The organism is Phyllobacterium sp. SB3 (genome assembly GCF_040009165.1).
Classification (GTDB): Bacteria; Pseudomonadota; Alphaproteobacteria; order Rhizobiales; family Rhizobiaceae; genus Phyllobacterium.
Map to the genome: position 1 here is coordinate 191,335 of NZ_JBDYKI010000008.1, position 21,702 is coordinate 213,036.

Sequence of the window (21,702 nt, forward strand, 5' to 3'; positions counted from 1 at the left end):
TGATCATTCTTGTTTTATTGATGGCAAAAAATTCAAACGGCATGGGAATAAACTGCCGATGGGCTACGTATACAGGCCATGAACAGCCAGAAGACCCGCTTCGACGTCATAGGCCAGCTTGGATCGCTGCGCCGTTACGCGCGTTCGCTTGCCCGTAATGAGCAGGATGCCGAGGATCTGGTGCATGACGCGCTGGTGCGTGCCTATGAGAAGCAGGCAAGTTTCCGCCCCAACGGCAATCTGCGGACCTGGCTGTTTTCGGTGCTGCACAACACATTCATTGATGGCTTTCGCTCTCGCCAGGCCGAAACCCGCAGAATTGCCCAAGCTGCGGAGACTGCGGAAACCGTACAGCTGCCGTCGCAGGAACATGCGGTTCGGCTCGATCAGATACGCCAGATGTTTGAAACCCTGCCGGAGGAGCAGCGCAGCGCACTGCATCTGGTCGCCATTGAAGGGCTTTCCTATGAGGAAGCCGCCGGCATTCTCGGCATACCAATCGGCACTTTGATGTCGAGGATAAGCCGGGCCCGGGCTTTCATGCGTGCGAACGAAGGTGAAGAACCAGCGTCCCGCGCTGCCAACTTACGAATTGTCGGAGGTCGCGATGATTAAAATGACAGACCCGATCGTGCAGGCGGATTTCGATGCCTATGTCGACGATCAGCTCGATGGTGCGCGCCGTATCGAAGTTGCCGGATATCTTTCCGAGCATCCGGAAGACGCTGCGCGTGTCATGGCTGATCTGCGCGGGCGTGACGAATTGCGGCTAGCGCTTTCAGCACCTGCATCCGTTTCCGGTCTTGCCTCGGCGCAAGCTGCCGAGCGGTTGCAGCGCAGCCTCGGGCGCAGGCGGATTTTCAACCGCCTGCAGCGTGTCGCGGCGGTGGCGCTGCTCGTCGGTCTTGGCTGGATGGCGCATGCGGGCCTCGGTCCGCTGGTCGTGTCGGAAGTCGTCGCCTCGCAGCCCGCACCGGCCTATGTCGAGGATGCTGTCATGGCGCATCGCACGTCGCTGGTTCGTGCTGCAATGCCGTCCCAGCCCGGCACCAGCCGCTACGACCCGGCCGAAATACGCGCCGCTACGGCAATCGTCATGCCGAAGCTGCCAGCTGAATGGAAAGTGAAGGATGTTCAGCTCTTTCCTTCCACTTTCGGCCCGAGCATCGAGCTGGAGATCGGCTCGGATACGGATGGCGCGCTGTCACTCTTCGCGGTTCGTCCAGGCTCGTTCGATGTCGTCAAGCCGCGCGTTGTCGGGGTTGGAGATATGTCCGCCGCCTACTTTCAGATTGGCGAAGTCGCCTATGCGCTGGTTGCCAATGCAGGTTCGACAGAACTCGACAAGGCAGCCAACCAACTAGCCAACACACTTTACTGATCAACAAACAGAAGGAATGTTTTGATGAATACACCACTTCGTTATGGCATCGACAGGGCAGGCGGCCAGTCAGCCGCTGCGTTTGACGAGGGCCTGCGCCAGCATATGCTGCGCATCTACAATTATATGGGCCTTGGCCTTGTGCTCACCGGCGTCATCGCCTTTGTCGTCGCTTCGACACCGGCGCTTTATGTGCCGATCTTCTCGACGCCGCTCAAATGGGTGGTGATGCTGGCGCCGCTCGCTTTCGTCCTGTTCTTCTCGTTCAAGATGCAGACAATGTCGGCCGCTTCCGCACAGCTCATGTTCTGGGCGTTCTGCGCTGTCATGGGCCTGTCGATGGCGTCGATCTTCCTTGTCTTCACCGGCAACAGCATTGCGCGGACATTCTTCATTGCCGCAACAATGTTCGGTGCAACCAGCCTCTATGGCTACACGACCAAGCGTGATCTTTCCCAGTTCGGCTCGTTCCTGATCATGGGTCTGATCGGCGTTGTCGTTGCCAGCGTCGTGAATCTCTTCCTTGGCTCGACAATGATCCAGTTTGTGGTTTCCGTTGCCGGCGTTCTGGTCTTCGTCGGCCTGACAGCCTGGGATACGCAGACAATCAAGGAGCAGTATGCCGAGAATCTCGACTCCGAGACTCAGCAGAAAATGGCCGCCTTCGGTGCCTTTTCGCTCTATCTCAACTTCGTCAACATCTTTCAGCTTCTGTTGCATCTGACAGGCGAACGCGAATAAAAACCGCATATATCGATCAAGAACAGGCCGGGGAAACCCGGCCTTTTCTATATTTGCACGTGGTGGCCGCATCCAATCAGGCTTCGAAAGCGTTCAACTGATTGGAGGAGCCAATGACCACACGTATCGAAACCTGTTCGTGCTTCTGCGGCGATATTACAGCCGAGCTTCGTGGCGAGCCATTTTGGATCAACTACGATCATGATGATGACTGCCGCAAGGCCATCGGCAGCCCGCTCACTGTATGGGTAGGGTACAGGCCATCGCAGTTCCGGTTGATATCAGGCTCGCCGAAGACCTTCTCGCGAACCAGGGGTGTAACACGGAGCTTTTGTGGGCGCTGCGGCACATCCATCGGCTATGTGGACGAAGGCATTAAAGACGGGCTTTATCTCACCATAGGTTTTTTCGACCATCCGGAGCGATTCAAGCCAACGGTGCATGGCTATTGGAGCATGCGCCTGCCGTGGGTAGAGTTCGCTGATGGGCTGGAGAAGGCCGATACCTATACAAGGGATCGCGATCCCGTCATCGGGACGCCTGCAGAGCGCATTACCGGCAATAGGTAATGTCTATTCGCCGCGCGGTCCGAAGATGGCGGCACTGGCCCAGGTCTGCTCAATCCGGTCCAGCGTCCGGAACGTAATCTCGAGATTTCGGATATTGTCAGGGCCGTCTGCCACGATACCATGGCAACTGGCGGCAATGGCGGTCATATCGGCGCACAGCTCTTTGCCCTTTTCGGAAAGCTTGATTCGTGCCGCACGACGGTCGCGCTGCAGGGCGTTTCTCTCGATATAGCCGGATTCGCCAAGCTGCTTGAGGTAGTAGGACAGATTGGTTCCCGCATAAGGGCCGCGTTCCATCAACTGACTTACCGAGATTTCATCGTCGCCGATTGCCAGGAGAAGCATCAGGTGCGCAGGTCCGATTTCTTCGACGCCCCGGCGGGTCATCTCGGACTGCATGAACGCTGAAAAGCGCCGGTTGACCCTTTCCAAGGTCCGGGCAAGCTCAAAATGCGTGATATTCGGCGTTGGAATATTGGCAGGTTTCCGGCTGCCATGCGGCTGGCGCGCATCATCCGATGTCGCGTCGGCATTGGCCATATGTTGCAGATAGTTCGGTACCATCGAAGTCTCCGTAACGGTGCCGCACCGCCAGTTTGCGAGAAAACCTACCAACACACAATGTTGCACTGCACAAGAATGCAGTCAATCAGAAGTTGTAAGGGTATATAAGCATAAAGTATTAGATAAAAGCGTTCATTTATAATCGGGGCGATTTTTCCTGTGGCGGATTGGATGGGACAGTTTGCGCCATATTGCGCCGAATTCTGATATCCGGCCATTAAATACTAAAAAGCATGCACAATGCGTAAGCGTGTGTCTGCAAGCGGATAAATATTAGGCAGGCACTATCGCGCAAAAAAATCTGTCTCTTTTCCGGGGCCTTTCACTTGTGAGTTTACTGAAAGATTTTCTGGAATTGGCAGTAACCTGTCTGCTCCATGACTCCCCGCAACAATTGTTGAGAATCCACGAATCGCGTGGCAAAAAAGTGTTAACTTTTCCTGTCTATATCAGGAACAATGTTACGAAAATTGTCCCTGAAAATGGCAGCAATCGCTGTCGTGCTGGCTTTGGCAGGATGTGCATCCGCCCCGAGCCGGATTAACAATGTCTGCGCTGTCTTCGAGCAGCGCGACGGCTGGTTTGACAATTGGTATGTTGCGGCAAAGCAGGCCGAGCGGGAATATGGTGTGCCGGTGCCGATCCTTATGGCGACCATCCGTAAGGAATCCGGTTTCAGCTCGCGTGTAAGGCCGCCGCGTACAAAACTCCTCGGCTTTATTCCGTGGAAGAGGCCATCTTCTGCCTATGGCTTCTCGCAAGCGCTGGATGGAACATGGAAACAGTATAAGCGTGAGACCGGCCGTTATGGCGCCAGCCGGAACAAGTTCAGCGATGCGGTCAATTTCGTCGGCTGGTACCACTCAAAAAGCAACAAGATGAATGGCATCGAACTCAATGATGCTTACCATCTCTATCTTGCATATTATTTCGGTCACACGGCCTTTACGCGCGGCGACTGGAGATCCAATGCCAGCATGCAGCAGGTAGCCCGTGCTACGACAAAGATGGCTCAGGATTACGCAGCGCAAATGCGAAACTGCAATCAGTAAGTTTAAGCTGGAGCACCTTGCGGCAATTGCTGCTTCTGGTGTGAGAGAAGTTGCACTGATTATGTGCGTGGTTCGACAAGCTCGCCATGAGGAGGATTGGAGGCTGCAATGAAGTCGAAAAGCCACAAAACTTGACTCCCTGCAATCTACAAATTTTCATCATGGTGAGCCCCGTCGAACCACGCAGAGAGTTAATGCAGAGCGCTCAAAATTAGGGCCGTTCTTCACCCGATGGACCGAAACGGAAAGCCCCATTCCGGTCCAATGCAGGTTCAGGCAACAACGCTTTCAAGATTTGAGATGATAGCCGTCCAGCCTTGGTTATGCCCGTCACGGGAGCTTTCGTCGCGGAATTTTACATGCCGTAGCGTGACATTGGTTTTGTTTGGATCGACTTCCACAAAGTCGATCGTTACCACGCTGTCGTCGAGCGAGTGCGGCGACCCCCATGTAAATGAAAGCCGGGAATGCGGATCAATCTCCAGATAGGTTCCGTAGTGCGGAACTTCGCGCTCCTGTGTGACCATGACTATTTCGAAACGGCCGCCTTTGACCGGGTCGTTCTTCACGCGGGAGTCCTTGATGCAATCCGGCGGGCGCATGAATTTAGCCATGGCGGCAGGATTGATCCAGGCATTGAACACTCTCTCACGGGATGCGGAGATTGTGCGGTTTATGGTCAGTTCAAGCTCACTCATTTTCGTCATCCTCTAAAAGCAGGTTTTCCAGCGCCGTAAGGCGTAATTCCCAGATGGACTTCAGTTGCACGAACCAATCTTCGGTCAACCTCAGCGGTTCAAGTTCGGCAGCGATGTAGTGTTCGCGACCTGAAGTCTGACGGGTGACAAGTCCTGCCTCCTCCAGCACCTTGATGTGCTTGGAAACGGAATTCAGGGACATGTCGAAATGCGACGCCAGCGAAGTCACTCTCATTGAGCCCTCCTGAACCAGGAGCGTCAAAATCTGTCGCCGGGTTGTGTCGCCAGCGGCCTTTAGAATTCGTGACAGTGCATCTTCGTCCATTTCATTCACCCAAGTGGTTGAATATCGCATCAGCGAATAATAGTCAACCATATGGGTGAATATTATTTCCATGCAATCGCCAAGACGGCTTTCACACAGAAAAGTCCGCAATAATATGCGGGTAGGGTAACGGTTACATCTCCAGCAGGACGTTGAAGCCGCCATAGATCATGCGTTTGCCGTCAAACGGCATTTCGTCCATCTGTTTGGATATGCGGGTATCGGCCATCACCTTCTTGTTGATCTCGTCGCGTTGCTCGCGCGATTCGTAGGTGATCCATGAAAAGATAATGATCTCATCCTCCTTTGCCTGAACAGCGCGGGGAAAGGAGGTCAGTTCTCCGTAGGGGACATCATCGCCAGTGCATTCGAAATAGGTGAGGGCACCATGCTCCAGCCAGACCTCACCCGCTAACTGGGCAAGGGCCTTGTAAGCGTCGATCTTGTCTTTCGGAACAGCAAGTACAAAGCCATCAACATAGGTCATTTTGATCTCCTCTCGGTGGGTTCACATCCAAGGAACGTTTGACCGCGGCGAAATCCTACATCGCGGACGCGTTTTTATTGGCAGCATTGTCCGCGTGGTATTTCCCCGAACGTGTCGCGGGTTGAGCAGAAATATCGGAATAAATATGCGAAGGTGTTGGGCAGGCGATTGATAGGAGCTATACCATGCGCAATTGCTGCTTCATCCAACATGGGCCCGCTCAGGAATGACACAACTGTTCGCCAGCGTACAAAATCTGCCTGAGGCGGAAATCGTCTTTGAAAACGGCGCTGATATTATCGATGTCGGTGGCGAGGCTATCGGAATGGCCGGTTCCGTCGAATCCGGCCCTTTGCCGGAGATCATCAATTTTGTCGCGGGCCGCCGACCTGTCTGTGCCGATGCCAGCCATCTGCCGATGCAACCGGAACTGGTGCAGCGCAAGATCGGGGAATTTGTCACCGCCGGTGTGGAATATATCCGGATCGGCTTGCGTCCGGGCGAAGACCTTGCCGCCGTAATCAACGAGATCAAGCCTTTTGCTGCAAAGGTAAAGCTTGTTGCGGTCATGTTTGCTGAAGAGCACAGCCAGTATCCGCAAGCATTTCTGGACGAACTTGTCAGCGCTGGCTTTCACGGCGCGATGATCGATACGGAAAGCACGCTTAGTGAGCGCCTGCTCGATCATATGACGCCTGACCAGATTGGACAGTTCTTCAAGCTTGTTCAGTCCAAGGGACTTGCGACGGGCGCCGCCGGTTCGCTCGAAGCCCCGGATATCCCGCGGCTGCTTTCTTACCGCCCGGACTTTCTGACTTTCTGTGCCGCATTGCGCACGGACCTTTATTGGGCTGCACCGATTGACGGTTTAGCGGCGGCCAAGATAAGGGGGCTCATTCCGCGTGGCGCAGCACGGGCCGCGCCGGTCTCAGCCAGCGATACCACCGAGGCAGGACTTGGCACCGACAAGATTTTCGTGCGTGATTTTGTGCTGCCGGTTCAGATCGGCGCTTACAGTTTCGAGCATGGCAAAACCCAGAAGATGCGCTTTGACGTTACTGCTGATGTGGTCCGCGTTGCCCGTAATGCGGAACAGCTTCGCCATGTCGTTTCCTACGATCTGATCATGGATGGCATCAGGGCGATTATCGCCAGGGGTCATGTCGAACTCTCGGAAACGCTGGCCGAACAGATAGCGGCTTTCATTCTTGAAAATCCGCGTGTGCTGAAGGTTGTGGTCCGGGCTGAAAAACTGGAACTGGGACCGGGCGGTGTCGGGGTTGAGATCGAACGACGCCGCGGCGAAACCACCGGCTGGGGCGCTTTTCATTAGTGGCGTGGGTTGGCTGTGATGCTTTCTCGCAGTGCGTGGTTCGACAAGCTCACCATGAGGAAAGTCGTGAGCTTGAAGAACGCCAACTCTGCAAGTCATGGTGCCTTGAAAGTCAACAACCTTCCTCATGGTGAGCTTGTCGAACCACGCACCGGCTAAAACTAAAATTGTCTATATTTACCAAGTTCCTGCAAATTTATTCGAGCCCCGCTCCGGATAGTTTTGCCGCGTGCTAAATAATGGCCTTGTTGTCATGGAAGGATTATCCGGACAATGGGAGAGAGCACGATGAGCAGACCAAAATCGAAAACCTATTCTGAAACAGAAATTGCAAATCGCCTAAAAAGTGAGTTGCCTCGCTGGACATATGAAGATGGTTTGATCTGCCGCACCTTTAAGACCCATGGCTGGAAATCGACATTGATGGTTGCCGGGGCAATTGCCCATCTTGCTGAAGCAGCTTGGCATCACCCGGATCTCGCCCTCTCGTACTCTTCGGTAAAGGTTACACTTTCCGATCATGAGGCGAAGGGTATCAGCGACAAGGATTTCACGCTCGCAGCGATGATCGAGAAGGTCGTGCAGTGGCAGCCCGGCGCGGAAGAGGGGCCGCTTGAGGGAACGCCGCAGGATGATCCCCGTTATGCCTACGTCAAATATGATGTTTGATACTCAAGGTTGAACACATGCCTTTTCCGCCTGTCAGGATCGAAAGCAGCAGGTTGTTGCTCCGGCGTGCACAGCTGGGCGATGCCGCCGCTATTTTTGAAGGCTACGGACGCGATCCGGAGGTAATCCGTTATCTGTCGTGGCATGCGCATAAATCCATCGAAGATACACGCGACTATCTTCGTCAGGTCAAAGAGGATTGGGATCAGGCGAAAAGTTATACTTACGCCATCTGCCGCGACAAAGACTCTCCTCTGATGGGTATGATCATGATGCGTGTAAAAGATGAGCGCGCAACCTTCGGTTACGCCATGGGTCGTGCCCATTGGGGTAAGGGCTATGTGCCGGAAGCACTTTCCACATTGGTCGATCTCGCACTGGCCCAACCCGGTATCTGGCGGGCGGAAGCTTATTGCGATGTGGAAAATGTCAGTTCTGCCCGCGTCATGGAAAAGGTGGGAATGACCTATGAAGGCGTGTTGCGGCGTTGGACCCGCCACCCGAATGTTTCAGATGCTCCCCGCGACTGCCTGATTTATTCCAAGGTCAAATAGCCACGCGCCGAGAATCCGAAAATCAGTGATTTGAGATTAAAGAAACGACCGTTCGATTATTTTTTGAGTGAATTTGGTAGAATCGGCATAATCGGGCTTGAAAAGATGGGTTTTCGGAAGGCGTTGTCTCGAAATAACACCGACATGCGAGAGAATCGCTCGAGTTTGCGAAAAAAATCTACGAAAATGGCAGCAAATTCGCAACTACAGGACGAATTTTAGTTGTCTAAAGTTGTGCGAAGCGGGAGTTTGGCTGAGCTAATCCGGGTTCAAGACTGGCGCTGCTGGAACTCTTGCCTGTAAGATGTGACACTTGAAGTGACCTTGCCTGAACAAGAAAGTTTATGCGGTGACAGACCGAAAATCGCCCTTGGCGCCGTTCAAAAATGACACTTTCCGCAACATCTGGATTGCAAGCCTATCCTCGAATTTTGGCTCTCTGATTCAATCCGTTGGCGCGGCATGGATGATGACGACGATCTCCAGTTCCGTTGGAATGGTTGCCTTGGTTCAAGCGTCTACTGCGCTGCCTATCATGTTGTTTTCATTGGTATCTGGTGCGCTTGCAGATAATTTCAACCGCCGGAAAGTGATGCTCGTTGCACAGAGTTTTATGCTGGCTGTTTCCGTCTCCTTGTCTGCATTTGCCTATTTCGGGCTCATTACGCCTTGGTTGCTTCTCACCTTTACCTTCATGCTTGGCTGCGGAACGGCACTTAACAATCCATCATGGCAGGCATCTGTTGGTGACATGGTTCCGCGTGAGGATCTTCCCGGTGCTGTGGCGCTCAATAGTATGGGTTTCAACATTACTCGCAGTGTTGGCCCAGCAATTGGTGGTGCTATAGTAGCTCTTGCGGGTGCTGCGGCCGCATTTGCGGTGAATACTTTAAGCTACCTGCCTCTCATCTTCGCGTTGTTTCGCTGGCAACCAAAATATGACACTAATCCATTGCCTCGCGAAACGATGGGACGTGCAATATCCGCTGGCCTGCGTTACGTGGCGATGTCTCCCAACATTGCAAAAGTTATCTTCCGCAGCTTTGTTTTCGGTCTTTCTGCCAGTGCTGTTCTTGCCCTGTTGCCACTGGTTGCGCGCGATCTCGTCGGTGGCGGCCCGCTGGTTTATGGCGTTCTGCTTGGGGCCTTTGGAATCGGCGCCATCGGCGGCGCGCTGCTGAGTGCCAGACTGCGCGAGTTCATGTCCAGCGAAGCCATTGTAAAATCAGCATTTATAGGATTTGCACTTAGCGCCATTTTGACAGCCGTCAGCACGAATACCTGGCTCACAAGCGCTGCATTGCTGGTTTCGGGGGCGTGCTGGGTTTTGGCTCTGTCGCTGTTCAACGTTACCGTGCAACTATCAACGCCGCGCTGGGTGGTGGGTCGCGCGCTCTCGCTTTACCAGACGACCACCTTTGGCGGCATTGCCGGGGGCAGTTGGCTATGGGGTCAGGCGGCGGCCGAAAATGGCGCCGAAATGGCATTGCTTGCGTCGAGTGTGGTAATGCTTATCGGTGGCGCTATTGGACTTCGTTATGCTTTGCCGGAATTCAAGACGCTTAACCTTGATCCACTAAACCTTTTCAGTGAACCGCTTCTTGCGTTGGACCTGAAACCGCGTAGCGGCCCCATTGTCATCATGATCGATTATGTCATCAAGGAAGAGGATATGAACGAGTTTCTCCAGGTGATGGCGGCACGGCGGCGTATCCGGATTCGTGACGGGGCCGGGCATTGGGCTTTGATGCGCGACCTCGAAAATCCGGAGGTCTGGACAGAAAGTTACCATACACCTACCTGGGTCGAATATGTCCGCCATAATCAGCGCCGCACCAAGGCGGATGCTATCGTCGGAACGAGGATCAGGGCGCTTCACAAGGGTGATTCAGAGCCCCGTGTCCACCGTATGATCGAGCGGCAGACGACGCTGCCGCACGATATTGCCGCTCACAAAATGCCGATAGATATGTCTTGATTATCAAGGTTTTAGGTCAATAGAAGCTTTGAAGCTGCCATCCATGTAGAATGGTACGGAAGCGTGTGTATGTGCAATCTTCCAAACATCGTTTTGCTTGACCAATCCCAGCGTTTGCCGAAACCAGAGATCGGCTTTTTCGCCGCTGGTCTTCGTGCCTGTCATTCGTACCAGACATCGCACGAAGGCCACATCGCCGCTTGAAGTGATATGCACGTCACGCGCTTCATTGCCGATAGGGCCAATCCATGTGTCGAACCAGTTTTGAATACCCTCGGCATCCTTGCCGCTATATTGCAAAGGCGGGGCGAGGCTATACTCGACAATATCGTCTGTCAGGTGCGAGAGTGCTCGCCGCGCATCCTTGTCGGAAATCGCTTGCGACCAATCATTGATAACCGCTTCAATTGCTGCATCTTCGTTAATACTTATCATGGCACTTCCTTCTGAGTATTCTTTTATGGTGTGTCGCATCATTCAAAGTTTAGCGACGAGCGCTTCAAGTTGATCTGTGCATTGGCCCCAGCCTTCATGGAATCCCATCTTTTCATGTGCTTCGCGATCGGCTACCGACCAGTGCCGGACAAGGGCTGTGTATTTCGTCTTTCCGTCCTGCTCTTCGAAAGTAAGGATCAAGGTCATGAAAGGTTTTTCCGAAGGAACCCACGCAGTTGTGAAAGCATCCGTGACTACAATGCGCTCATTTTCGACAACTTCGAGATAGACGCCCCGGTTTGGAAATTCATTGCCATCGGGACCGCGCATCGTAATGCAATTGGAACCGCCGACACGCACATCCAATTCAGCCTGCGGTGTCGTGTAGGAGAGGGGTGCGAACCACTGTTTTAAAAGTTTCGCATCGGTCCAAGCCTTATAAACCTTTTCCCGAGGGGCGTTGATGAGGCGTGTCAGGACGAGATCGCGGTCTGTGTTTTCTGTTGTGTTCATTGAAGTTCTCCTTGTTTCCGTGTTCTGAACCAAGGACGAATGACAGATGGCTGATCCGACATCAGCTGCAAAAATTTAAAAATTATTCTTTCGACAGACTGTCGAGGTGCATACGGATATGCGCTGCCTCTGCGGCAGTATTGGCAAGTGCTATGGCGCGGTTGAAAGCCTCACGTGCTTCACCATTACGGCCGATCTTCATCAGGAGCCCGCCTTTGACGCCGAAGTAGTGGAAATATCCAGAAAGACGCTCTTCCAATGGTTCGATGAGCGTCAGTGCAGCGGCTGGGCCGCGTACTTTTGCGACGGCAACTGCACGATTGAGCGTAATGACGGGCGAAGGCGTCATACGCTCCAATGCTCCGTAAAGCAGGTCTATTTCGCTCCAGTCAGTGTCTTCCGCAGTTGCTGCCCGCGCGTGGAGTGCAGCAATTGCTGACTGAATTTGATAGGGGCCGGGCTGTCTGTGTCGCATCGCCTTGTCGATAAGGGCAAGACCCTCATTAATCATTTCGCGGTTCCAAAGCTTGCGGTCCTGATTTTCAAGAAGCACTACCTCGCCCTCCGCATCAAAGCGTGCGGCAGAACGTGAACTCTGCAGCAATAACAATGCTGCGAGCCCCATTATTTCCGGTTCTGTCGGATACATGCGCAGCAAAAGCCGTATCAGGCGAATTGCTTCATCGCTGAGTGGACTGCGAACTGCCTGTTCGCTGGCTGCTGCCGAGTATCCCTCATTAAAAATGAGATAGACCATCGCCGCGACAGCCGCCAGCCGCTCAGCGCGCTCGATTGGGTCGGGTGTTTCAAACGGAATGCCGCCAGTACCGATGCGGCTCTTCGCACGCGTGATTCGTTGTTCCATGGCGCTTTCGCTAACCAGAAAGGCTTTTGCGATCTGTTTGACCGATAGGCCGGAAACTATCCTCAACGCCAATGGAATCTGCTGCGTTGCCGGAAGATCCGGGTGACAGCATATGAACAAAAGTCGAAGAATATCATCACGATAATCAGCTCCATCGATTTTCTCGGCAATCGCCGTTTCATTGTCTTCGAGATCGGACAGGACCTCCTCGGGCGGCAGGGGCTGCTGCTTTGCCTGTCGACGAACCACGTCTATTGCGCTGTTGCGGCCAACGAAAATCAACCAGGCTGTAGGATCGCGCGGCGGACCATTCTTGGTCCAATTTTTCAGCGCTTTGACGCACGCCTCCTGAAAGGCTTCTTCCGCTACATCGAGATTTCGAAAGTAGCGCAAGAGAGCGCCCACAGCCTGTGGGCGTGCTGCTGTCAGTGCCGCATCGATCCAGTTTGCATCTGTCATGTTTTGGTTTGTCCGGGTCTGAATATTGAAATGGGCCGGATCTCGTATGAACCCGTGCCGGGATTGGCGATTGAAAGCTCTTTGGCGATATCAAGTGCCTCATCGAGAGAGGCGCAGTCGACAACATAGAAACCGAGAAATTGTTCCTTGGTTTCAGCAAAAGGACCGTCAATGATGATCGGTTCGCTGCCACTCTTGCGCAGAGTTGTTGCCGCCGTCGTTGGTAGTAGCCGCGCTACAGGTCCGAGGCGGCCTTGCTTTGTCAGTTTTTCCTGAACGACTGCAAGCCGCTCCATAACTGCATCGTCCTCTTCCTTGGACCATGCGCCGACAACGTCTTCGGAATTGTAACAAAGAATGGCGTAGAGCATCTCGATTTCCTCTTCTTCACAGGATGACGAACAAGTATGACTAATCCCGACAACCGGTCAAAAAATTATTGCGATTCGGAAACTGAAAGGCGTCATTGTGAGAAAAGCAGGTTGGTCACCAGAGCAATATCTGAAGTTCGAGGATGAGCGTACACGGCCGGCAAACGACCTTCTGGCGGCGGTTCCGGAAAATGAAGTAGAGTTTGCAGTAGATCTTGGTTGCGGCCCCGGCAATTCTACGGAACTATTGTTAAGGCGCTATCCGTCAGCAGAGATTTTGGGCATAGACTCATCAGTGGAGATGATCGCCCAAGCGAAGGAGCGGCTTCCTGATTGCCGGTTTGAACAGGCGGACCTGGATACTTGGCGTCCGGAAAAGAAAGCTGATCTTCTTTACGCCAATGCTTCAATGCAATGGCTGTCCGGGCATGACAAGCTATTCCCGCAATTCATGCGATCTCTGAATACCCGCGGTTCCTTGGCTATACAGATGCCGGATAATCTTGAGCAGCCGACACATATCGCCATGCGGGAGGTTGCAAGCGATAAACGATGGGCCGAAAAGCTCGGCAAAGCCAACGCCACGAGAAGTACTCTTGGCGATGCGTCGTTCTACTATGATTTACTTAAAGCCGACAGCGCGCGCGTGGATATCTGGCGAACTATCTATCACCATCCGCTGCAGGGAATCGATGGCATTGTCCAATGGTTTCTCGGATCGGCTTTACGGCCATATCTTGCAGCCCTGAATGAGGATGAGAAGCCGCAATTCCTTGAAAAATATAAGGAAGTTCTTGCGAAGTCCTACAGACCGATGAGTGATGGCTTTGTACTACTGCCATTTCCGAGGCTATTCATCATAGCCACCAAGTGAAGATTAAGATATTGAAACTATATGCTTTTTCGTAAGCGCATAGCCAAGGGGGAACATCATGTTCGAAAAGCTTTTCAAGCTTAGCGACCACAACACATCCATTCGCACGGAAGTTCTGGCGGGACTGACAACATTTTTGACGATGTCGTATATCATCTTCGTCAATCCGGACATTCTGTCTTCAACGGGCATGGATCGTAACGCTGTCTTCGTTGCGACCTGTCTGGCTGCCGCACTCGGTTCGGCCATTATGGCCCTGGTGGCGAATTGGCCCATCGGCATGGCGCCGGGTATGGGGCTGAATGCTTTCTTCGCCTTTACTGTGGTGGCAGCACTCGGCTTCAGCTGGCAGCAGGCGCTTGGCGCAGTCTTCATTTCGGGCTGTATATTCCTGCTGTTGACAGTAACCGGCATCCGAAGCTGGCTCGTTACGGGTATCCCGAAATCGATACGCAGCGCCATCGCGGCAGGCATTGGTTTGTTCCTCGCGCTGATTGCATTAAAGACATCAGGGATTGTTGTCGACAATCCAGCCACGCTCGTTGGCCTCGGAAACCTTGGTGATACGGGTGTATTGCTGGCTATTCTTGGCTTCTTTGTGATTGCCGGTCTGGACGCACTCAAGATACGCGGTGCCATTCTCATCGGCATTCTCGTTGTCACCGTGCTTTCCATGCTGCTCGGTGTCAGCGAATTTAAAGGCGTGGTTTCCATGCCTCCAAGTCTCGCACCGACCTTCTTCCAGCTCGATATAATGGGCGCGCTGCATACCGGCTTTCTGCAGGTTATTCTGGTATTTGTGCTGGTCGAGGTCTTTGATGCTACCGGTACTTTGATCGGGGTCAGCAAGCGTGCCGGTCTGATCGAAGAAGGCAAGCCCAATCGTCTGGGCCGCGCACTCTTTGCCGACAGTACAGCCATTGTCGCAGGGTCGGTTCTCGGGACCAGCAGCACGACAGCCTATGTCGAAAGCGCATCTGGTGTACAGGCAGGCGGACGTACCGGCCTGACTGCTCTGGTCGTAGCATTGCTGTTTCTTGCAGCTCTGTTTATTGCACCGCTTGCTGCGTCTGTTCCGAGCTATGCAACTGCTCCCGCACTGCTTTATGTCGCTGGCCTGATGATGCACGAGCTGGTGGAAATCGAATGGAATGACATTACAGAAGCAACGCCAGCGGCTTTGACAGCTTTGGTTATGCCGTTCACCTATTCCATCGCTAATGGGCTTGCGTTCGGCTTCATCAGCTATGTTGTTTTGAAGTCGATAACCGGAAAGTTCAAAGATATTCATCTGGCAACATTGCTTGTTGCAGTTCTCTTTGTAATCCGGTTCGCGTTCTTTCCGCATTGATTGATCGGTGAGAGACAGATAGCGCGGATATATCCGCGCTATCATCTATTTGATGATCGGATGGCTGACTTGAGCAGAGCTTGTCGGCGCCTACGATATTGCTGATTGTGAATGATATTATAATATTATAAATAAGAGATCAGGGAGAGCGGGAGGTGTGGCTGCGCGGTTTAAAACCGTTGCTTGGCGTATTTTACAATCTCCAGAAACACACCGTCACGCAAGAATTTTACAGGTAAAGCATTTGGCAGGCAGGGAACTCACCGATTACGATTTTCGCACGACCGGCCAGTCGCGGACGCATCACGGTCATGTCATGCGTGATCTTGGCTTGAAGATCATCAGTGGCGCATATCCCGAGAACAGCATTTTGCCCGGTGACACTGAGCTATTGCAGCGCTTTGGTGTTTCGCGGACAGTATTGCGCGAAGCACTGAAAACATTGGCCGCCAAAGGCCTGATCCAGCCGAAAGCCAAGATTGGTACGAGGGTTCTGGAGCGATCTCACTGGAACCTGTTCGATCCAGATATTCTTGTGTGGCACTTTGAAGCGGGCGCGACAGCGGCGTTCCTGGCAAGCATCGTTGAGATGCGTCTGGCTCTTGAACCAGAGGCGGCGGGGCTTGCAGCCTTGCGGCGTACAGATGAGCAATTGGAAACATTGTTCGGTTGGGTCGAGCGAATGGGAGAGGCAAAAGAATCCGCCGCCGACTTTGTATATAGCGACCTGCAGTTCCACATTGCTGTAGCTGAAGCCTCCGGTAATCCATTCATGCGCTCGATAAGCGCTTTGATCGAAGTCGCGCTGGTAACGACATTCACTATCAGTTCGCCCATACCTAATTCTGAAAGTCATATTCGCTCTGTTGCACGCCATGCAGCAATTGCCGTGGCGATCCGCGACGGCAACGTCGAAGCCGCCAAGGCAGCAATGCGTGTGGTTATTGCCGAGGGCGCCGAACGGGTTCTCGCTGTTGGTCGACCGGCGCCTCACAGCCGCTAAAGAGCGGTAATCTTCACTTTGGAAGGCTTTTCCAGTTTGAGCGAGTTACGTAGAGGCAGGCCGAACGCTTCCGCTTCGATCTCGAATACATCCCCATTCTCAGCTTTGATACCGTCGGCAAATGACAATGTCGCCGTTCCAAACATATGGATATGGATATCGCCCGGCTGACGGAAAACAGAATATTTGAAGTGGTGATGCTCAAGATTGGCAATCGTGTGAGACATGTTGTCTTCCCCGGAAAGAAACGGCTTTTCCCAAATGGTCTTGCTCTTCCGGGTAATACGGGATGTGCCGCGAATGTCGGCGGGCAGGTCGCCCAGAATCAGTTCAGGACCCACGGAACATGGGCGCAGTTTGGAATGCGCCAGATAGAGGTAGTTAACGCGCTCCATCACGTGATCGGAAAATTCGTTTGCCAGCGCAAAGCCAACACGGAAAGGCGATCCATCCGGGCCGATCACATAAATACCTGCGATCTCGGGTTCTTCTCCAGCATCATCTGCGAATGCTGGCGAAAGCAGTGGTTGACCCGGGCCGGTAAGCATGGAACCATTGCCCTTATAGAACCATTCAGGCTGTACGCCTGTTTTTCCCTTTTTGGGCTTGCCGTCCGCAAGACCCATGCGAAACATTTTCATCGAGTCCGTAAGCGTTTCTTCTACTGCATCCCCGATCTTTCGATGCATGGCATCGCGCGTTGAAGCCGAGCCAAGGTGGGTCAGGCCAGTGCCTGTCAGATGGATGTGGGCTGGATCATGCGTATCGATCGGCGGCAGCAGACGGCCATCGCTATATGCAGCTGCAATATCCACCGTTTTGCCAAGGCCACGATTTTCAACAATCTCCGCAATGCCGGTTCCAGATTCAATCGCGGCGTGGGCAAGCTCAAGCACAGAGCGTGTCCGCTTCACATGGCGGAATTCTTCCCCAAAACGTGCGGCAACCTGCCGTTTTCCCTTGGCGTTGATCAATTGAACCAGATTCACAGTTCCCTCCCGAGTACTCGTTTGTAACTATTTTATATGCGCGGCAGACAGACGCGTCGACCCATCTTTCCAAAAATATTATAATAGGATTATATGGCATAAGCCAGCATTTGCCGGCCTGTAATGCAATTGAGGATTGCTGGAGCAGTTGAATTTTACAATCGTGAGGCGAGGCCTATTCCAAAAGTCATACTTTTCGGATAAGTCTTCAGGCGGACCCTGCTCTGGGAGGAACTGGTTCGATACCGATAAGCTGGTCGAGGCCCGCAAACGTGTACCGGACGTGATTGAAAACTGGGAGGATAGAAGTGAAAATACTCAATCTGGTAGCTGCGGGACTAATTGCGCTTGGCGCAATGAGCACGCAAACATTTGCGCAGGATAAAGGCACAGTTGGCATTTCCATGCCAACCAAAGCCTCAGCGCGTTGGATCGCCGATGGCGACAATATGGTAAAAGCGTTGAAAGAGCGCGGTTACGGCACCGATCTGCAATATGCGGAAGACGATATTCCAAACCAGCTGGCCCAGATCGAAAACATGGTCACCAAAGGTGTCAAAGTTCTCGTAATCGGCGCCATTGACGGCACCACGTTATCGAATGTGCTGCAACAAGCACACGATGCGGGTATCAAGGTCATTGCTTATGACCGCCTTATCCGCGATTCCGGCAATGTTGATTACTATACAACATTTGACAATTTCCAGGTTGGCGTCCTGCAGGCCGGTTCATTGGTAAAAGGCCTTGGTCTTCCCGAAGCAACAGGGCCCTTCAATATCGAACTTTTTGGCGGTTCGCCCGACGATAACAATGCATTCTTCTTTTACGATGGTGCAATGTCCGTGCTTCAGCCTCTGATCGACAGCGGTAAGCTCGTTGTTCAATCCGGCCAGACCGGCATGGACAAGGTCGGTACGTTGCGTTGGGATGGAGCGGTTGCTCAGGCTCGCATGGATAATCTTCTGTCGGCCTATTACACTGACAAGAAGGTTGATGCCGTTCTCTCGCCATATGACGGTCTGTCCATTGGTATCCTGTCCTCCCTGCGCGGCGTCGGTTATGGCTCCAAGGATCAGCCATTCCCGTTCGTTTCCGGACAGGATGCGGAAGTGCCTTCGGTCAAGTCCATCGAGGCCGGCGAACAGTATTCGACGATTTACAAGGATACGCGTGAGCTGGCCAAAGTTACGGCCAATCTCATCGACAAGGTGCTGAAAGGCGAAGAGCCGGAAATCAACGACACCAAGACCTATAATAATGGTGTGAAGGTTGTTCCTGCCTACCTGCTCAAGCCAGTTGAAGTCGACAAGTCCAACTGGAAGGAAATTCTGGTTGGCGGTGGCTATTACACCGAAGACCAGCTGAAATAAGCCAAAAAAATGCGATGAACCCTGCACCTGAGCGTGCAGGGTTCATTTCCTATTGTTATGACGTCGATGAGGATCTCGATGGAAACCATCCTCGAAATGCGCAACATCACCAAGGCCTTTCCTGGTGTCAAAGCGCTGAATAATGTCAATCTCAATGTACGCAAAGGCGAGATTCACGCTCTGGTGGGCGAGAATGGTGCCGGAAAATCAACGCTGATGAAGGTGCTGAGTGGCGTTTATCCGCATGGCAGCTATGAGGGCGAGATATTCTACAAGGGCGAGGAACAACGCTACCGCGACATTAGTGATAGCGAGAAAAAAGGCATTATCATCATCCATCAGGAGTTGGCATTGGTGCCGCTACTGTCAATTGCCGAGAACATCTTTTTGGGCAACGAGCCGGCAAAATTCGGCATTATTGACTGGCATGTTGCGGAAACCCGCACACGGGAATTGCTTGCCAAAGTTGGCCTCAAGGAAGACCCGCTAACACTCGTCACCAATCTTGGTGTTGGCAAGCAGCAGTTGGTTGAGATCGCAAAAGCTCTGTCCAAGGAAGTTGAACTGCTCATCCTTGATGAGCCAACCGCCAGTCTGAATGAAAAAGACAGCGACGCCCTGCTTGATCTTCTGCTGGAATTCAAGGCGCAGGGTATTTCCTCGATCCTGATTTCACACAAGCTCAATGAAGTCGGCAAAGTCGCTGACCGCATTACGGTCTTGCGTGATGGCGCAACTATCGAGACGCTCGATAAGCAGGATATTTCCGAAGACAAGATTGTAACATTGATGGTCGGGCGCCAGTTGGCTGATCGCTATCCGCAACGCGAGCCGAACATCGGCGAAGTTGTCTTTGAAGTGAAAGACTGGGTGGTTCACCATCACATTCATAGCGACCGCACCGTAGTTAATGGAATTGCTCTCAACGTACGCAAAGGCGAAGTGGTAGGCATTGCAGGTCTGATGGGGGCAGGGCGTACCGAGTTCGCCATGAGTGTTTTCGGCAAAGCCTATGGACGCAAGATCAGTGGCGACGTTTTCATCAAGGGCAAGAAGGCCGACGTTTCGACTATAGGTCGCGCCATCGACAATGGCATCGCCTATGTTACCGAAGACCGCAAAACTTATGGCCTCAACCTGATTGACCACATCAAGCACAATACGACAATCGTCAATCTGGAAGGTGTATCCAGCAGCGGCGTACTCGATGACATGGCTGAATTGAAGGTGGCGAACGAATATCGTGCCAAGACCAATATCCGCTCGTCGAGTATCTATCAGAAAACGGGAAATCTTTCGGGTGGTAACCAGCAGAAGGTCGTTCTATCGAAGTGGTTGTTTGCCGATCCAGACCTGTTGATTTTGGACGAACCCACGCGTGGGATCGATGTCGGCGCGAAGTACGAAATCTATTCGATCATCAACCAACTTGTAGCGATGGGAAAAAGCGTTCTGGTCATTTCGTCCGAAATGCCGGAGCTGCTGGGCATTTGCGACCGGATCTACGTAATGAATCAGGGCAAGCTCGTTGGCGAAATGGCTGCCAGTGAAGCCAGTCAGGAAAAAATCATGCGCGCCATTATTCGTGCTGAAGGGAAATAATCATGAGTGTTGAAACTGCTCCGACGAAAATTCAGACCGATGGATCAGCCGCAAAAGGCAATCTGCGCGAATACGGTTTGGTCGCCGCCTTGATTTTGATTATGATCTTCTTTCAGTTCACGACGAACGGCACATTATTCCGTCCGGTTAATCTGACCAATCTCGTTTTGCAGAACAGCTACATTATTATCATGGCCCTCGGCATGCTTTTGGTCATTGTTGCCGGACACATTGATCTGTCGGTTGGTTCAGTCTCTGGCTTTGTTGGTGGACTTGCCGCCGTAATGATGGTGAAGTGGCAAATTCACTATGTGCCTGCAACAATTCTTTGCTTGGCCATGGGCGGGATTATAGGAGCGGCCCAAGGCTATTGGGTGGCATATCACAAAATACCGTCATTTATCGTTACACTGGCGGGGATGCTTGTTTTCAAAGGATTGGCGTTGTGGTTGCTCGGCGGTCAGTCTGTTGGTCCATTCCCGCCACAGTTTCAGCTTCTAAGTTCGGGCTTCATTCCGGATGTTTTTGGTGGCGCAGGCTTCAATATAACTTCGATGTTGATTGGCGTTATTCTGGTTGCCTTGATGGTCTATTCAAGTGTTCGTGGCCGTGCCAAGCGCGAGAAGCATGGGTATCATGGCGAACCATTTGCACTTTTCGTTGGCAAAAATCTTATCATTGGCGGCATCATACTGTTTCTGGTTTATTTGCTGTCTTCTTATAAGGGGCTGCCGAATGTTTTGGTCGTCATGTCTCTTCTGATTGCGCTCTTCGTCTTCGTGACCAAACGCATGACGATAGGCCGACGCATTTATGCGATGGGTGGCAATGAAAAGGCGGCAAAGCTTTCTGGGATCAAGACCGAGAGGCTGACCTTCTTTACCTTCGTCAATATGGGCGTGCTGGCTGCGCTTGCCGGTCTCATCTTTGCTGCACGTCTGAATACAGCAACACCTAAGGCTGGCCTCGGCTTCGAACTCGACGTCATCGCGGCGGTATTCATCGGCGGTGCATCAGCCATGGGCGGTGTCGGTCAAGTGATGGGCGCAGTTATCGGTGCCTTTATTATGGGTGTGATGAACAACGGTATGTCCATCATGGGCGTCAATATTGATTGGCAGCAGGTGATCAAGGGGCTGGTGCTTCTCGCGGCCGTTGTCTTCGACGTCTACAATAAGAACAAGACTTGATTCCTGGTATTTATCCTCAGCCATCGAGCTGGGAGGTCACTCTTATATAAAGAGCCGGAGCCGTCTTCAGGGAAGCGGGTCCGGCTCTTTCGTAAAAGAACGGTAAATTCTCCTATAGAATTCACTAATCCTGCTGATTTATCCCCATGTGGGATTGTTTGATTTGATAAAGTTTGATTTTCGGGATTTTTTTAGAAATGTTGTGTTGACAGTTTTGATGAGTGGGGTCTATATACCGACACAACGAGGGCGGGGCGCCGCTGGCGATTGCCGAATGCGCCCATAAGCCAGGCGGTTTTATTGACTGCGATCGTTGACGGAATTAGAGA

Annotated in this window: 25 protein-coding genes; 16 read left to right on the forward strand and 9 right to left on the reverse strand. The window is 52.6% G+C overall.

Going from position 1 to position 21,702, the window contains the following annotated elements:
- The first annotated feature begins 78 nt into the window (after positions 1-78).
- From ABKW30_RS24310 to ABKW30_RS24325, 4 genes are all read left to right on the forward strand, one after another.
- Positions 79-615 carry a sigma-70 family RNA polymerase sigma factor gene (locus ABKW30_RS24310; protein ID WP_348601525.1) on the forward strand — a complete coding sequence of 179 codons (537 nt, stop codon included), beginning with the start codon at positions 79-81 and terminating at the stop codon, positions 613-615.
- On the forward strand, positions 608-1,381 hold the full coding sequence (locus tag ABKW30_RS24315) for an anti-sigma factor (RefSeq protein WP_348601526.1): 774 nt from the start codon (positions 608-610) through the stop codon (positions 1,379-1,381). The genes ABKW30_RS24310 and ABKW30_RS24315 overlap by 8 nt, the downstream gene beginning before the upstream one ends.
- Before the next feature lie 24 nt (positions 1,382-1,405).
- Entirely contained in the window at positions 1,406-2,122 is a 717-nt protein-coding gene (locus ABKW30_RS24320) for a Bax inhibitor-1/YccA family protein (RefSeq protein ID WP_348601527.1), read from the forward strand.
- A gap of 113 nt (positions 2,123-2,235) precedes the next feature.
- Positions 2,236-2,691, forward strand: coding sequence for a GFA family protein (locus ABKW30_RS24325; protein WP_348601528.1), 456 nt, complete (start codon positions 2,236-2,238; stop codon positions 2,689-2,691).
- 3 nt (positions 2,692-2,694) lie between these two features.
- Here the strand turns inward: ABKW30_RS24325 and ABKW30_RS24330 are convergent, their stop codons facing one another.
- Entirely contained in the window at positions 2,695-3,255 is a 561-nt protein-coding gene (locus tag ABKW30_RS24330; protein WP_348601529.1) for a winged helix DNA-binding protein, read from the reverse strand.
- 482 nt (positions 3,256-3,737) lie between these two features.
- Between ABKW30_RS24330 and ABKW30_RS24335 the strand changes: the two genes are divergently transcribed.
- Positions 3,738-4,307, forward strand: a complete 570-nt coding sequence (locus ABKW30_RS24335) for a transglycosylase SLT domain-containing protein (RefSeq protein WP_348601530.1) — start codon at positions 3,738-3,740, stop codon at positions 4,305-4,307.
- Between the two features lie 272 nt (positions 4,308-4,579).
- Here ABKW30_RS24335 and ABKW30_RS24340 read toward each other — a convergent pair whose 3' ends face one another.
- The 3 genes from ABKW30_RS24340 to ABKW30_RS24350 all read right to left on the reverse strand — a co-directional run bounded on the left by ABKW30_RS24340 (position 4,580) and on the right by ABKW30_RS24350 (position 5,817).
- On the reverse strand, positions 4,580-5,005 hold the full coding sequence (locus ABKW30_RS24340; RefSeq protein ID WP_348601531.1) for an SRPBCC domain-containing protein: 426 nt from the start codon (positions 5,003-5,005) through the stop codon (positions 4,580-4,582).
- Positions 4,998-5,402: a metalloregulator ArsR/SmtB family transcription factor gene (locus ABKW30_RS24345; RefSeq protein WP_348601532.1), complete on the reverse strand. Its 405-nt coding sequence runs from the start codon at positions 5,400-5,402 to the stop codon at positions 4,998-5,000. Before ABKW30_RS24345 ends, ABKW30_RS24340 begins: the two co-directional genes overlap by 8 nt.
- Before the next feature lie 61 nt (positions 5,403-5,463).
- The gene (locus tag ABKW30_RS24350; protein ID WP_348601533.1) at positions 5,464-5,817 is read right to left on the reverse strand and encodes a DUF1428 family protein; all 354 of its coding nucleotides are present in this window, start codon (positions 5,815-5,817) and stop codon (positions 5,464-5,466) included.
- A gap of 226 nt (positions 5,818-6,043) precedes the next feature.
- On the opposite strand from ABKW30_RS24350, the gene ABKW30_RS24355 reads away from it, so the two are divergent.
- The 5 genes from ABKW30_RS24355 to ABKW30_RS24375 all read left to right on the forward strand — a co-directional run bounded on the left by ABKW30_RS24355 (position 6,044) and on the right by ABKW30_RS24375 (position 10,351).
- Entirely contained in the window at positions 6,044-7,150 is a 1,107-nt protein-coding gene (locus tag ABKW30_RS24355; RefSeq protein WP_348601534.1) for a (5-formylfuran-3-yl)methyl phosphate synthase, read from the forward strand.
- An 18-nt stretch (positions 7,151-7,168) separates the two neighbouring features.
- Positions 7,169-7,309 carry a hypothetical protein gene (locus tag ABKW30_RS24360; RefSeq protein WP_348601535.1) on the forward strand — a complete coding sequence of 47 codons (141 nt, stop codon included), beginning with the start codon at positions 7,169-7,171 and terminating at the stop codon, positions 7,307-7,309.
- Positions 7,310-7,438: 129 nt separating this feature from the next.
- The gene (locus ABKW30_RS24365; protein ID WP_348601536.1) at positions 7,439-7,819 is read left to right on the forward strand and encodes a 4a-hydroxytetrahydrobiopterin dehydratase; all 381 of its coding nucleotides are present in this window, start codon (positions 7,439-7,441) and stop codon (positions 7,817-7,819) included.
- A gap of 17 nt (positions 7,820-7,836) precedes the next feature.
- Positions 7,837-8,373: a GNAT family N-acetyltransferase gene (locus ABKW30_RS24370; RefSeq protein ID WP_348601537.1), complete on the forward strand. Its 537-nt coding sequence runs from the start codon at positions 7,837-7,839 to the stop codon at positions 8,371-8,373.
- A gap of 349 nt (positions 8,374-8,722) precedes the next feature.
- Positions 8,723-10,351: an MFS transporter gene (locus tag ABKW30_RS24375; protein ID WP_348601538.1), complete on the forward strand. Its 1,629-nt coding sequence runs from the start codon at positions 8,723-8,725 to the stop codon at positions 10,349-10,351.
- Positions 10,352-10,354: 3 nt separating this feature from the next.
- On the opposite strand, the gene ABKW30_RS24380 is transcribed toward ABKW30_RS24375, so the two are convergent.
- The 4 genes from ABKW30_RS24380 to ABKW30_RS24395 all read right to left on the reverse strand — a co-directional run bounded on the left by ABKW30_RS24380 (position 10,355) and on the right by ABKW30_RS24395 (position 12,994).
- Positions 10,355-10,786, reverse strand: a complete 432-nt coding sequence (locus ABKW30_RS24380; protein ID WP_348601539.1) for a nuclear transport factor 2 family protein — start codon at positions 10,784-10,786, stop codon at positions 10,355-10,357.
- A gap of 42 nt (positions 10,787-10,828) precedes the next feature.
- On the reverse strand, positions 10,829-11,299 hold the full coding sequence (locus ABKW30_RS24385) for an SRPBCC family protein (RefSeq protein WP_348601540.1): 471 nt from the start codon (positions 11,297-11,299) through the stop codon (positions 10,829-10,831).
- A gap of 82 nt (positions 11,300-11,381) precedes the next feature.
- A complete protein-coding gene (locus ABKW30_RS24390; protein ID WP_348601541.1) occupies positions 11,382-12,623 on the reverse strand; it encodes an RNA polymerase sigma factor in 1,242 nt (413 codons plus the stop codon).
- Positions 12,620-12,994, reverse strand: a complete 375-nt coding sequence (locus ABKW30_RS24395) for a YciI family protein (protein ID WP_348601542.1) — start codon at positions 12,992-12,994, stop codon at positions 12,620-12,622. The genes ABKW30_RS24390 and ABKW30_RS24395 overlap by 4 nt, the downstream gene beginning before the upstream one ends.
- A gap of 97 nt (positions 12,995-13,091) precedes the next feature.
- On the opposite strand from ABKW30_RS24395, the gene tam reads away from it, so the two are divergent.
- The 3 genes from tam (at position 13,092) to ABKW30_RS24410 (ending at position 16,222) form a co-directional block, all read left to right on the forward strand.
- The gene (gene tam / locus ABKW30_RS24400; RefSeq protein ID WP_348601543.1) at positions 13,092-13,868 is read left to right on the forward strand and encodes a trans-aconitate 2-methyltransferase; all 777 of its coding nucleotides are present in this window, start codon (positions 13,092-13,094) and stop codon (positions 13,866-13,868) included.
- A gap of 58 nt (positions 13,869-13,926) precedes the next feature.
- The gene (locus ABKW30_RS24405) at positions 13,927-15,219 is read left to right on the forward strand and encodes an NCS2 family permease (RefSeq protein WP_348601544.1); all 1,293 of its coding nucleotides are present in this window, start codon (positions 13,927-13,929) and stop codon (positions 15,217-15,219) included.
- Positions 15,220-15,463: 244 nt separating this feature from the next.
- Positions 15,464-16,222 (forward strand): FadR/GntR family transcriptional regulator, encoded by a 759-nt coding sequence (locus ABKW30_RS24410; protein WP_348601545.1) that lies wholly within the window; start codon positions 15,464-15,466, stop codon positions 16,220-16,222.
- On the opposite strand, the gene araD1 is transcribed toward ABKW30_RS24410, so the two are convergent.
- Positions 16,219-17,211, reverse strand: a complete 993-nt coding sequence (gene araD1 / locus ABKW30_RS24415; protein ID WP_348601546.1) for an AraD1 family protein — start codon at positions 17,209-17,211, stop codon at positions 16,219-16,221. The two genes, ABKW30_RS24410 and araD1, sit on opposite strands and share 4 nt — an antisense overlap.
- Before the next feature lie 356 nt (positions 17,212-17,567).
- Between araD1 and chvE the strand changes: the two genes are divergently transcribed.
- The 3 genes from chvE to mmsB all read left to right on the forward strand — a co-directional run bounded on the left by chvE (position 17,568) and on the right by mmsB (position 21,373).
- Positions 17,568-18,581: a multiple monosaccharide ABC transporter substrate-binding protein gene (gene chvE / locus ABKW30_RS24420; protein ID WP_348601552.1), complete on the forward strand. Its 1,014-nt coding sequence runs from the start codon at positions 17,568-17,570 to the stop codon at positions 18,579-18,581.
- Between the two features lie 78 nt (positions 18,582-18,659).
- Positions 18,660-20,183, forward strand: coding sequence for a multiple monosaccharide ABC transporter ATP-binding protein (gene mmsA, locus ABKW30_RS24425; RefSeq protein WP_348601547.1), 1,524 nt, complete (start codon positions 18,660-18,662; stop codon positions 20,181-20,183).
- A 2-nt stretch (positions 20,184-20,185) separates the two neighbouring features.
- The gene (mmsB, locus tag ABKW30_RS24430) at positions 20,186-21,373 is read left to right on the forward strand and encodes a multiple monosaccharide ABC transporter permease (protein WP_348601548.1); all 1,188 of its coding nucleotides are present in this window, start codon (positions 20,186-20,188) and stop codon (positions 21,371-21,373) included.
- The last annotated feature ends 329 nt before the right edge of the window (positions 21,374-21,702 follow it).